The 12,733-nt window shown below is 40.5% G+C and carries 8 protein-coding genes and 1 pseudogene; 6 read left to right on the top strand and 3 right to left on the bottom strand.

Translation table 11 applies throughout. From position 1 onward, the window contains the following. Positions 1–346 precede the first annotated feature (346 nt). Genes M2132_RS08330 through M2132_RS08320 form a run of 3 tightly spaced genes read right to left on the bottom strand, consistent with a single transcriptional unit; the run spans position 347 to position 4,112 of the window. On the bottom strand, positions 347–1,225 hold the full coding sequence (locus tag M2132_RS08330; RefSeq protein ID WP_280672899.1) for a beta-1,6-N-acetylglucosaminyltransferase: 879 nt from the start codon (positions 1,223–1,225) through the stop codon (positions 347–349). Between the two features lie 9 nt (positions 1,226–1,234). Continuing rightward, the gene (locus M2132_RS08325) at positions 1,235–2,761 is read right to left on the bottom strand and encodes a hypothetical protein (RefSeq protein ID WP_280672898.1); all 1,527 of its coding nucleotides are present in this window, start codon (positions 2,759–2,761) and stop codon (positions 1,235–1,237) included. Next, on the bottom strand, positions 2,733–4,112 hold the full coding sequence (locus M2132_RS08320; protein ID WP_280672897.1) for a DUF6056 family protein: 1,380 nt from the start codon (positions 4,110–4,112) through the stop codon (positions 2,733–2,735). Before M2132_RS08320 ends, M2132_RS08325 begins: the two co-directional genes overlap by 29 nt. A gap of 212 nt (positions 4,113–4,324) precedes the next feature. Between M2132_RS08320 and M2132_RS08315 the strand changes: the two genes are divergently transcribed. The 6 genes and pseudogenes from M2132_RS08315 to M2132_RS08290 all read left to right on the top strand — a co-directional run bounded on the left by M2132_RS08315 (position 4,325) and on the right by M2132_RS08290 (position 12,730). Then, positions 4,325–5,692 (top strand): OmpA family protein, encoded by a 1,368-nt coding sequence (locus tag M2132_RS08315; RefSeq protein WP_280672896.1) that lies wholly within the window; start codon positions 4,325–4,327, stop codon positions 5,690–5,692. A gap of 215 nt (positions 5,693–5,907) precedes the next feature. Continuing rightward, positions 5,908–6,672 (top strand): ParA family protein, encoded by a 765-nt coding sequence (locus tag M2132_RS08310; RefSeq protein ID WP_280672895.1) that lies wholly within the window; start codon positions 5,908–5,910, stop codon positions 6,670–6,672. Between the two features lie 37 nt (positions 6,673–6,709). After that, a complete protein-coding gene (locus M2132_RS08305; RefSeq protein WP_280672894.1) occupies positions 6,710–7,618 on the top strand; it encodes a ParB/RepB/Spo0J family partition protein in 909 nt (302 codons plus the stop codon). Between the two features lie 25 nt (positions 7,619–7,643). Next, positions 7,644–8,378, top strand: a complete 735-nt coding sequence (locus tag M2132_RS08300) for a DUF5683 domain-containing protein (RefSeq protein WP_280672893.1) — start codon at positions 7,644–7,646, stop codon at positions 8,376–8,378. A 45-nt stretch (positions 8,379–8,423) separates the two neighbouring features. Continuing rightward, positions 8,424–9,689, top strand: a pseudogene (locus M2132_RS12060) (transglycosylase SLT domain-containing protein); the annotation flags it as partial. Positions 9,690–10,486: 797 nt separating this feature from the next. After that, entirely contained in the window at positions 10,487–12,730 is a 2,244-nt protein-coding gene (locus M2132_RS08290) for a bifunctional (p)ppGpp synthetase/guanosine-3',5'-bis(diphosphate) 3'-pyrophosphohydrolase (RefSeq protein ID WP_280672891.1), read from the top strand. The last annotated feature ends 3 nt before the right edge of the window (positions 12,731–12,733 follow it).

Below are 12,733 nucleotides of genomic sequence, written 5' to 3'. Positions count from 1 at the left end.
TGTAACTTCAGCAAAATAGGGAGAGATTAATGTATTCATGAGACGAAGATAACATTTCTACAAATTATGATGAAATTTTGATGCGGTTGCCCTGATTATATGCCTCCCATTTTGATATATTCTACACAAGAAAAGCTTTGGATAATGAAGATGTGGGGGTAAGGCTAAAAACAAGAAAAGGTTGTCCTCCCGACAACCCAATCTCTTTTATTATAACCTTAAATCTAATACTATGAAAAACACAGTACAAATTTAAAGAGCTATTTCATTTACCACAAATATTAAAAGGGTAATTTTGACGCATTTAAAATTATTTAAACATTAGAGGCTTTTTATTGTCTAATATTTACTGTTTTATCCTTTTTTTTATATTTGATAATAGACCATCCGATACGGGGCTTTCGAATTTACGGGCAAATATGGCGTCCGATTGCCGGATGGCTTCTTCGTCTTGTTCATCAAGGTTTGCCGGGAAATTCCCATTACGTACTTCCCATACAATGTACCGGAGGGGATTGTTGGTTACATTCTTACCAAAAGGAGAGTTCATGACAATGGTCTGAAAAAATATCTCTTCGGTGCAGAAGGTATATTTAAAGCGTTTCAGATAGCGAGGATTATTATCTATATATTGTGTTATATAGTGGGCACAATCGCGACTTACAGACCAGTATGTGGAGCCTCCATATAATTCGGGGAATCCTTCGTAATATTTACGTTTGAATCCTAATTTTCGCTGAATCAGTACCGATGTGCGAATCACTGCCTTGCCGAAAGTCGATTTCCGGTTAAAAGCGTCGGCAAACACATATTGGTCAATACGGTCGTATCCGCCATACCACCATTTCTCGTATGGCATTTTGAATACTTCCATAAATTCCCGTCCATTGTTTTCTTCAAAAAAACGGTCTATATCCATCACCGGTTTTATAGGGAAGTCCTGCCCTGTAATGAGATGAAAATACTGGTTAGCCGGATTTTTTATCGCTTCCTGCAATAGCATTATTATGGCCAACAGGTGGTTTACGCCTCCCCAGTTAATTTTATAATGACGGCAAACGAAGTCAACATTCGGTTTTTTGCTCAATATTTCCAAATCATTATCCGAAAGAGAACTTTTTTTGTCTATATGGATATAACACCTGAAATTCGGGCTGAAAGTATCTATCAGACCTTCCAACTGTTTCCTGTTTTTATATGCCGTTATCAATATAGCGTGCTGCATCTTTTTCTTTTAGTGTTTACGCCTATAATAGCTATGTACAAAATCTTTCCCCTTTTCTTCATACTCATTTTGCAGAACCTCTTTTAATACGGGGTTAGAGTCTACTCCCGTTATTGGGTATTGGGTTTCGGGACGGGGTATAGCTATCCACTTTGGAGGAGTGGTTCGCAGATAATGGTTCATTTCGTTAAACACCTGCTCATCTGCCCTTGCCCACGCTTCCTGATTGGTATAGAATCTGAAAGGAGGCAGTATATCGGTTTCTAAGTACCACGAAGATTGCAGATTGTAGCCAAAAACACTATCACGGTCTTTCTCCGGAATTATTTTATAGACAGTAGCTTTATCTGTAAAGAAAAAGTTTTCATATACGTTTTCCGACCAGTCGTACATTTTTTTTATGGCTAAAGTCTTTTTTGTATATACCAAACTTGGGCAAATTATACATATGGCAAGTATCCATTTAATAGTTTTACTGAAACCGGTTTCTTTCAATACACGAACAGAAAGGATAAGCCCCACAATGAGAACAGGAATATTCATCATCGAATAATGTTCGCTCTTCAAGCCAAGCTTAATGCCTATTGCGGTAGTAATAGCTACACAAATAATACAAATAAGCGCTTTTCCATTCTTATTTTTTCTCCATAATAAGAAAGCCGCGAAAATAGCTGTAAAGCAAGGGAAAATAATATAACTCAGAAAAACTAAATCTTTGACCGACAGTCCATATCCATAATTATGACTATGAACAGATACATATTTGAAGTTGAAGGTAAAGGTTGCGTATATCATTTCGTCGAAAGTACCGTTCAAAGCAAAATATAGGCAAACAGGCAACGTAATGCAAAGGATTCCTAACAAGAATGCCCCAATATTGAGTAAAAGATTTTTCCATTGCTTGTCTGCAATCAGACAAAGCCCCACAGCCAGAATAATGCCACATAGGCCAGTGTTGTTCGATAGGCGTGTGAAAGCCATTGCTGAAAAACAAATGCCATACACTAATGCGTATACAGGCGGGTGTTGCTTCGATCCGGAAAAAGAATATTTAAGGGCAAGATAAAGGCTGATTAAAATTGGAGTAATACTGTATTCTTCGGTCAGATTACCACCCTCGGCAGTTATTCCCCAAAACACAAAACTGACAAAAATAGGCAGGGGTAAGTACTTCAAAGGTATTTTTATCAGAACTGCCAGTTTATAAGTGTACCATTGTATAATAGTCAGATTAATTATTTGCAGAATAAAGATTCCCATATATCCACCCAGCTTCATCCCCAATGCCTGTAAAAAGAAAAGGACAGGGCCCTTATGATCGAAAATATCTACATAAAGCAGTTTACCCTCTCCAATGGCTCGGCCTATAAGCATAAAAATAGCGCTATCGTAACCTAAGTAGCTATATAAAGGGCTGGTTGAATAAGAAAAAATAAGCAAGAAAAAAACGGCGGTGATGACAAACCCTATCATCATTCCTATCTTTTGACCGTAACTGAGTTGGTTTTCAGTCTGCAAATTCGATTTCAATACCATAATATTCTGACATGAATTTAACACCATAAGTAGCGTCTATAAGCCCGAATTTTGTTTTCGGATAAGCTTTTTTAAGTACGACCTTTTTCTCTCCTTTTTCTTTTTGAGTTGCTATGAAAGCCTCTCTATCCCCTCGTTCGTTGGCTAATGTGGTTACGTCTTTGGCAGCATCATAAAAGCTGAATCCGAACATAAGGAAAATATAGACAGTGATGGCGGTTTTTATTTGGCGTACGAGTTTTTTGTCCGACAAGAGGTGTTTGTATGCTATACCTGCGGCAATAATGTTCAGACAAATGGCTCCAAACCAAGCACGCGGAGGAAAAGCCGGAGAAAAGGTCATAGAGTATATAGCCCCTAACACACCAACCATGTATATAGCCACATAAAGGAATAATTGTCGTTTGCCCGATAGGCTTATTCTATGGTATATTACCAAGAAAATAATCATAATAAGGTTGAGAGCCCCCAAGTAATAAACAAAAAACTGTGTTGAAGTCAGCAGATTGTACACAATCTTGAGAGCCGAAGGCGATGCTCCCTCCGCGCGGGCAAAGTTTCCCGGTGCAACAATCATCATAACGAAGCCTATTATGCCCCCTGCAAGTCCGGCAATGGCCCAGGCAGGAATCTTGATATTATTTACTTTATAGGATAAAAGGAAAAGCAAAATCATGGCAATCATTGCCACTGCGGTATTCTCGTTTGTCCATCCTGCCACGATACCCAATAAAAAGAATATGGCGGTTTGGAATATAAAGGCTGCTCCTTTTCTTTCTTTTCCTTGGTATAAACGGTATGGTAAAAGGAATAGGAGAATAATAACCGTTCCCCACAGATAGTTTACACTGCCTGTAACCCACAACACAGTATCAGCAAAAACAGGTTGAAGTATCCATACCAAAAAAAACATTCCCCCAAGCAAGCTAAACGAATGTTCGCTACGCCCTTTTGCATGATAGTACATTACTACAACAAGAAGCACAAAGGCCAAGGAGTTTATAATGTCAATGGTTAGCGGGCTGCCCATTAGCAGTAGTTGGAGAATGGAGTGTACAACAGTCCGTCCACCCCATAGCTTATAATGAATTAGCTGGGAGTGAACAATATCGCTGAGGCCGGATATCCTTTCGCTTGTCGAAAACACAAAGGAATAAGCATAGTCGTCGCCCTGAAATATAGAGTACCTGTTAAGAAAAAAAATAACGAAAAAGACAAAGAGTAAAAACAAGGCACTCAGCAATTTCTTCACCTTGCTATTCCGGGCAATTGTCAAATAACAGTTATCGACCGAAACCGATGATTGCTCTAATTTATTTTTAATCCAACAGAAAGATTTATTGGAAAACATATTCATTGTACACATACTTTGTATTGTTGCTCTTGACAATAAAAACCTCTGCAAATATAATACATTAAAACCAGACTGAACCTGTCTTAATAAATTATAGTTTAACTGTATCCCGAAAAATATTTTTGCGAAAAAGTGTTTTGGTATCGAAATTTGTATTATTTTTGCAGTCCAAGAGATATTATGTCATTCATAATCATAATGTTTTAAATATGAAAAAACGATTACTAACGGCCGCATTTCTTATAGGATGCAGCTTTACACTAAACGCTCAACAAGTTACTGAGCAAGAAACAACACAGAAGAAATACAACACTTACAAAACTACCTGGGAAAAAAATCGATTCAAAGACACTTGGTTTATATCTTTCGGTAGTGGTGCGCAGTTACTAATGGGCGAAGATGACGATAAAGGAGATCAGTTGAAAGCTGTTACCTATGCACCGTCGTTTACAATCGGTAAGTACTTTTCTCCTATTTGGGGGTTAAGACTTAATTTAACCGGAGGGTCGCTTCACGGCTATAACGATGGACAAGCCGGTACATACCGTAAGTGGAACAAAGGTTCTAAAAACTACTTGGGCGAAGGGTATGCGAAGCCTGAAAACTACCCTAATTACCCCAAAGAGCAGGGGACTAATATGTTGACATGGGATCCTCAATGGAACTATATGGGATGGTACTTAGATGGTGGTGGTATTGCTCAAAATGGAAAAGGAGAATATTATTGGAGTAAGAATAGTGGTGATGGCAAATTGTATATGCAACATGTACATTACTTGGCTACTAACCTCGATTTTATGTTCGATTTCCTTACTCTTATAGGAAATTACGACCCAAAAAGGTCTTTTGAGATCACTCCTTTTGCCGGTCTTACTTACTTCCATGTATTCCCTCATAAAGGACAGATTGCTTACGATGGCTTTGGAGCAAATGCCGGTCTTCAATTCAAGTTCCGCATGAACGACAAATGGAATATCTTTGCTGAAGGTACATTGTCGATGTATCCAGACGATTTTGACGGCCATGCCGGTGACAATGTTGTAACAGATCTTGTTGCTCAGGTTGTAGGGGGTGTTACTTATAAAATTGGAAAGAGCACATGGAATGTGTGCGAACCTGTGGATTATGGTTTGATAGACGACCTAAACCGTACGATAAACGATTTGAGAAACAAGGAATGTCCTGAATGTCCTGAATGTCCTCCGGTGCCACAACCACAGCCACAAGAGGAAGAAAAACCTCAAACTACTAAGTTCCTTCCAGACCCAGTATTCTTCCGTATCGATAAATCAGTTATTGATAAGTCAGAATGGGTTAAAATAGAAAAAGCTGCAAATTATTTGCAAGCACATCCGGATGTAAAAGTTATTGTTACAGGATATGCCGATAAGAAAACCGCTTACCCTGCTTACAACATGAAGCTGTCGGAACGTCGTTCTAAAAATGTAGCCAAATCACTAATCAGTACTTATGGCGTAAGTCCTTCAAGAGTATCAGTTGACTGGTCGGGAGACAAAGTGCAGCCATATGAAGTTAACGAATGGAACCGCGTTGTGATATTTGTTTTAGATAAATAAACATAAAAAATACAATAAAAACGCAAAGGGGGTTGTCTTATGTCGGCAACCCCCTTTCTTTGCATATGCAAACTGTTGGGTTTATGTATTTTATACACTTTATTAACAGAAAAGGACAGTTTTCAACATATAAACTATTTATAACAAGATAGATAAAATAAGAAACTGATTTTATTCTTTATTTTGTGCTGCAAATTAAAAACTGAAAATTATACATGGGTAAAATCATAGCTTTGGCAAACCAAAAGGGAGGAGTTGGTAAAACAACTACAACAATCAATTTGGCTGCTTCGTTAGCTACTCTCGAAAAAAAAGTGCTGGTTGTAGATGCCGACCCTCAGGCAAATGCCTCGTCAGGATTGGGTATTGATATACGCCACATAAAGAAAACTATCTACGAATGTCTTATCGGCGAAGCTACGGCTCAAGACTCTATCCAGAAAACAGAAGTAGAAAGGTTGGATATTATACCTTCGCACATCAATTTGGTTGGGGCCGAATTGGAGATGCTGAATATAGAGAATCGCGAAAAACGTTTAGCTGCTGTTCTGCGTCCCTTAAAAGACGAATATGACTATATATTGATAGACTGTTCTCCTTCGTTGGGATTGATAACGGTTAATGCCCTCACAGCGGCCGATTCGGTCATTATTCCTGTTCAGTGCGAATACTTTGCCCTTGAGGGTATCAGTAAACTGCTGAATACGATAAAGATTATAAAGTCGAAGCTTAACCCCGACTTAGAGATTGAAGGCTTCTTGCTCACTATGTACGACGCTCGCTTGCGATTGGCCAACCAGATATACGAGGAAGTGAAGAAACATTTCCAGGAATTGGTATTCGCTACCGTCATACAGCGTAACGTTAAGTTGAGCGAGTCGCAGAGTTTTGCTCAACCCGTTATTCTATATGATGCTGCCTCGCGCGGGAGTATCAACCATATGCAGTTGGCAAAAGAGCTTATCGAGAAAAATTCATAACTTTGCACATTAACCAAATAAAATTTCAATAAATAATATGGCAAAAAAATCAGCTTTAGGCAGAGGTCTGGATGCACTTATCACGATGGATGACGTACAAGTACAGGGTTCATCTTCTATCAGTGAAATAGCAATATCGAAGATACATCCCAACCCCGATCAGCCCCGGCACGATTTTGATGCCGAAGCGCTTGCCGAATTGGCTGCATCCATCAGGCAAGTTGGAGTAGTGCAACCCATCACCCTACGCCAGATTGATGAGGATAACTACCAGATTATAGCCGGCGAACGCCGGTACAGAGCATCGCAAATGGCCGGTCTGGAGCAGATTCCGGCATATATCAAGACTGCTGCCGACGACGATGTTCTGGAGATAGCCTTGATAGAAAACATCCAACGTGAAGACCTGAATTCGATAGAAATAGCACTGGCCTATCAAAACTTACTGGATACACTAAACCTAACACAAGAGCAATTAAGCGAGCGAATAGGAAAGAAGAGGACAACAATAGCCAATTACCTGCGCTTGCTGAAACTACCGGCCGAGATACAAATGGGCATCCGTGACAAAAAAATTGATATGGCTCATGCCCGTACACTTGTCACACTCGACGATCCGGCAACCCAAATCGAGATTTATGAGTTGATAATAGAGGAGGGATTGTCTGTCCGCAAAGTTGAGGAATATGTGAAAGCCCTGAACGGTGGCGAAAACTTGCAGGAAATAAAAAAAGAAAAAGCTGCTGTACAAACGGCTAAAAGCGGAGGTATGCACAAAGCTACCCCCGAAGAATTTGAACTGTTGAAGAAACATTTATCTAAGTTTTTCGATACCAAAATACAATTCACCTGCAATGAGCAAGGAAAAGGGAAAATAAGCATTCCTTTCAAATCGGAAGAAGAACTTGAACGAATAATATCGGTTTTTGACCAATTGAAAAAATAAAAACGGAAATTACGGAATATATCAAATGAAGTTAACCTCTGCAATCACGCTGTTTATTATTTTACTGATGGGCTGCCTTCCGTTGAATGCTCAGGACAGTTTAAACATTGTGAAGTCGGCTGAGGTTATCGCCCCAGATACAAATTCTGTGATTCAGGCTGTGCCAATGGTCATAGATTCGGCCGAATTTTATCGGGCAACTTTGCCTGCAGATTCCATAGCGTTCACCAGAACCGAAGTAAAGATATTTAGGCCCGACCCAAAGAAAGCAGTCTTGTATTCGGCTATCTGTCCGGGATTGGGGCAAATATACAACAGGCGGTATTGGAAATTGCCCATCGTTTATGGCGGGTTTATAGGTTTGGCTTATGCCATATCGTGGAATGGACGCTATTATAACGATTATACGGATGCTTACAAGGCTATTATGAGTGATGATCCCCGAAGCCCCGAAAACAGTTCCAAGTGGTTGGTATTTCTTAGTTCCAACACCAGTCTGGACGATCTTACAGACGCGCAGATTGTGAGTTATCAAGGAGCTTTTAAGAGAAAAAGAGATTATTTCCGCAGATATCGCGATTTGAGCATAATAGGCACAGTAGCCCTTTATGCCGTATGCATGATTGATGCTTATGTAGATGCCCAGTTGTTCGACTTTAATATCTCGGAAGATTTGTCGTTCAGAATAGAACCTGCTGTTTTGAAAACAGTAGAGTCGCGCTACGGAGCCGTAGGCTTTCAGTGCAGTATAAATTTCTGATTGTGTGTTACAATCGGACTGTTCCTTGTTTTTAGAAGAAAATTTATGATGAGAAAAATTGCAATTACCTCTTTATACATATTTTTTGCATGTTTCAGCCTCTTGGCTCAACAGCGGGAAATATCATTGAAAGATACGATTACCGACCCGGATATAGTGATTCCGGCAGAGATAGAACGTAATTTTGACGCTTTGCTCGAAGAATGGTCAAGAAACACAAAACCATCAACCCTTTGCAAGGAAACTTCGTCGCAAGATGCTGTTTACCCCGATTCTGTTTACATCAACCGCCTGTATTCTTTTCCTTCTATCATGGAACTGGCATACAATCCGATTGTACGTACTTATATCGATATGTACTCGGGGCGTCGTCGCAATCAGGTAGCTTATATGCTTGCCCGGGGCGATTATTATTTCCCAATATTTGAACATGCCCTCGACAAATATGATCTTCCTTTAGAGCTTAAATACCTACCCGTTATTGAATCAGCACTGAAACCCACGGCTGTTTCGCCTATGGGGGCAACAGGCCTTTGGCAGTTTATATTGGGTACAGGAAAAATGTACGACCTCGAAATAAACAGCCTTGTTGACGAACGGCGCGACCCTCTGAAAGCAACCGATGCCGCAGCCCGTTACCTTAAAGACCTTTATGGAATATATGGCGACTGGAACTTGGTTATTGCCGCCTACAACTGTGGCCCTCGCAATGTAAATAAAGCTATCCGCCGTAGCAACGGACGGACAGATTATTGGTCTATCTATCCTTATCTGCCACGCGAAACAAGGGGATATGTGCCTGCCTTCATAGCAGCAACATACATCATGAACTATTACAAGGAGCATAACATATGCCCTATGGAATATGAGTTCCCTTCTACCCTGGATACCATAACGGTGAATAAAACAGTTCATTTTCAGCAGATTGCCGACATACTGAATATTCCTATCGAAGATATCCGTACTTTAAATCCGCAATATAAAAAAGACATGGTTCCGGGCGATTATAAGCCCTATTACATATGCTTACCATCTTCTAAAATTACCGATTTCATCAGCCTGTCCGATACCATCTACAAACACCGGACGGAAGAATTGTTGGCTCACCGTAAAACAGTGGAAGTAGAGGGCTATTCCAATTCTGCCAGCAACGGAAAATTGAGTACCCGAAAACTTGTGCATAAAGTACGCAAAGGAGAAACATTAGGTTCTATTGCAAGAAAACATGGAGTATCATCCTCTCAAATAAAGAGTTGGAACAGGCTCCGGTCTAATAAACTTTCCGTAGGCCGACGCCTCACTATCAATAAGCCCATTTATACCAAACCATCGGCAAAACCAACAGACCAATTGGCACAAAATACGGAATCGACAACTACATCATCATCGCCAGCAACAGACAGCAGTAGCGCATTGGCGAATACCGATACCGAAAGTCTGATTGGCAACTATCTGAAAAACAAACAAAACCACAGTAATGAATTAGGCCATGAGTCGGATATTACTGAGCTAAAAACAGAAAATCGCGGTAACCGAGCTTATACAGAGAATACCCGCACCGTATATCATAAAGTGCGCATAGGCGAAACTCTGACCTCGATAGCCAACCGTTACGATGTAGAGAAGGAGGATATCCAGAAATGGAATAAAATATCATCGAGTGCCGTTAAGGTGGGTGTAAGGCTTATAATACATATCCCAGAAGAAAAACCAAGCGCATCTAACCAACAGGAAACATCGTTTGCTGCCGATACACAGGAAGCGCAATCTGTGGAAGTGAAGCCTCAGCAAGAAAGCACACCAAAGGCTAAAACAACAACCAAGCCCGAAAAACCAAAAAAGAAAAAAACCGTAATTTATACAGTAAAGAAAAACGATACCCTGTCGGGTATTGCAAGCAAATACCGGAGAGTAACGGTGGCCGATATTAAGAGAGCCAACAATCTGAAAAGCACAAAACTTTCGCTGGGGCAAAAACTGAAGATTCCACAAAAATAAGCGAAGGAAGAAAATATTAAATCCAAAAAAATAACTCTGAATAAATAAGCATTCGGAGTTATTTTTTTATTTTTGTTTTCTTAGTTCCAAAAAATGCCTAAAAAAACTTTATGAGCAAAAAAGAAGAAATTATCAATGGCGAGCAGATGGTCGAGGATGCGTTTAATGAATTGATAAACGATTATGTCAATTCAAAGCACCGGCGCAAAGTGGAGCTTATCACCAAGGCTTTTAATGTGGCTAACGAAGCGCACAAGGGAGTTAAACGCAAATCGGGCGAACCATATATACTGCATCCCATAGCCGTTGCTAAGATTGTTTGTAATGATATAGGCCTTGGGTCTACATCTATTTCGGCAGCTTTGCTGCACGATGTTGTGGAAGATACCGACTATACGGTCGAAGACCTGAAAATGCTTTTTGGAGAAAAAATTGCCAATATTGTTGACGGGCTAACAAAAATATCGAGCGGTATGTTTGGCGAAAATGTATCGGCACAAGCCGAAAATTTCAGAAAACTCCTGCTCACCATGTCCGAAGATATTCGGGTTATACTCATCAAGATAGCAGACCGCTTGCACAATATGCGCACTTTGGGGGCAATGTCGCCAGCCAAACAGTATAAGATTGCCGGCGAAACCATCTATATTTATGCACCGCTTGCCCACCGCTTGGGCTTGTTTGCCATAAAGACGGAACTCGAAGACCTCAGCTTCAAATACGAAAACCCCGAAGCCTACAACAATATTGTTCGGAAACTTGAGGAAACAAAGAAAAAGCGCAGCGATGAATTCCTGCATTTTGCAGAACCTATAAACGAACGACTCAAAACCTTAGGAATTCGATTCGAAATAAAGTCGCGCGAAAAATCGGTCTACTCCATATGGAACAAGATGCAGAAAAAATCGGTTTCGTTCGAGGAGATATACGATATCTTTGCCGTAAGAATCATATTTGATACAATGCCCGGCGAAGACGAACGGAAACGCTGTTGGGATATCTATACGGTGATAACCGAGATTTATAGGTTGAAACCCGACCGGATTCGCGATTGGGTGAGCCGTCCTAAAGCAAACGGTTATCAGGCCTTGCATCTCACGGTGATGGGCCCCGATGGCGAATGGATGGAAGTACAGATACGAAGCCGGCGGATGGACGATATTGCCGAAAAAGGTTTTGCCGCCCATTGGAAGTATAAAGAAGGTAAGATTGAGGAAGATAACGAATTTGATAAATGGATAAAAACCGTGCAAGAGGTTTTGACCGATCCTAACCCCAATGCCATTGATTTTCTTGATACGATAAAACTGAATCTGTTTTCGCAAGAAATATTTGTCTTTACCCCCAAGGGGCAGTTGCGTACTCTGGCACAAGGAGCAACCGCTCTCGATTTTGCGTACGATCTCCATTCCGATATCGGCAATCGTTGTATAGGGGCAAAGATAAACCACAACCTTGTTCCGTTAAGCCAAAAACTGAATAGCGGAGATCAGGTAGAAATACTTACCTCCAAAACACAACAGCCACAACCCGAATGGGTAAACATTGTAACCACGGCAAAGGCCAGAACCAAGGTAGAACAAGCCCTGCGAAAAATACGCAAAGAAGTGGTGAAGCTGGGCGAAGAACGCTTCCGCTTTTTGCTGAAAGAAGCCAATGTAGAAGTATCGCAACCGGTTATAGACCGTGTGCTTGACTATTATAAGCTGAACAAAAAAGAAGATTTGTTTTATGCCATCGGCTCCAAAAACCTTGAACTGCCCAACAAGTTGAACAAACTGGTGAGCGACAGCCGCGGAAACCGTAACTTCCTGATAAAGTACGTGAAACAGGCAATGAATGTGGTTAAGAAATCGGACGACAAATCGAACATCGTTGCCGAAATAACAAATGCCCCTATCGACAAAAAAGCAACTTACGTGCTCGAAGAGAACGGATTTAAGAAAAACTTTAAAGTTTTAGACTGTTGCAACCCCATACCGGGCGATAAGGTATTTGGCTTTGTAAACGAAAAGAACGAGGTAGAAGTTCACGCCATAAACTGTCCTGTGGGCATAAAACTGAAAGCCAGTCAAGGAGATAAAATCGTAAATGTGACATGGAGCGAGAGTTCGCAATTTTCGTTTTTGGCTACAATTATAGTCAGGGGTATAGACCGCATAGGTATGATAAACGATATAACCAAAAGTATAATATCCGATTCGTTCAACATAAAGATATTCAATATCGAATCGAACGACGGTATCTTTGAAGGACGGATAAAACTCTATGTGCATAATGTTAAAAGCTTGCAAAAACTTTGCACCCAGATACATAAAATAAAAGGGGTGGAATCCGTAAATCGCCTCACCTAACCT

Origin of the sequence: Dysgonomonas sp. PH5-45, assembly GCF_029893235.1 — a bacterium.
GTDB lineage: Bacteria > Bacteroidota > Bacteroidia > Bacteroidales > Dysgonomonadaceae > UBA1309.
The sequence above is the reverse complement of the archived record's forward strand: the minus strand, read 5'-3'. Positions and strand labels throughout refer to the sequence as shown.

Excerpts from the sequence above, each read along its gene's own strand:
- M2132_RS08320 (WP_280672897.1), bottom strand. The coding sequence starts at position 4,112 with ATGTTTTCCAATAAATCTTTCTGTTGGATTAAAAATAAATTAGAGCAA.
- M2132_RS08315 (WP_280672896.1), top strand. The coding sequence starts at position 4,325 with ATGAAAAAACGATTACTAACGGCCGCATTTCTTATAGGATGCAGCTTT.
- M2132_RS08330 (WP_280672899.1), bottom strand. The coding sequence starts at position 1,225 with ATGCAGCACGCTATATTGATAACGGCATATAAAAACAGGAAACAGTTG.
- M2132_RS08300 (WP_280672893.1), top strand. The coding sequence starts at position 7,644 with ATGAAGTTAACCTCTGCAATCACGCTGTTTATTATTTTACTGATGGGC.
- M2132_RS08325 (WP_280672898.1), bottom strand. The coding sequence starts at position 2,761 with ATGGTATTGAAATCGAATTTGCAGACTGAAAACCAACTCAGTTACGGT.
- M2132_RS08290 (WP_280672891.1), top strand. The coding sequence starts at position 10,487 with ATGAGCAAAAAAGAAGAAATTATCAATGGCGAGCAGATGGTCGAGGAT.
- M2132_RS08310 (WP_280672895.1), top strand. The coding sequence starts at position 5,908 with ATGGGTAAAATCATAGCTTTGGCAAACCAAAAGGGAGGAGTTGGTAAA.
- M2132_RS08305 (WP_280672894.1), top strand. The coding sequence starts at position 6,710 with ATGGCAAAAAAATCAGCTTTAGGCAGAGGTCTGGATGCACTTATCACG.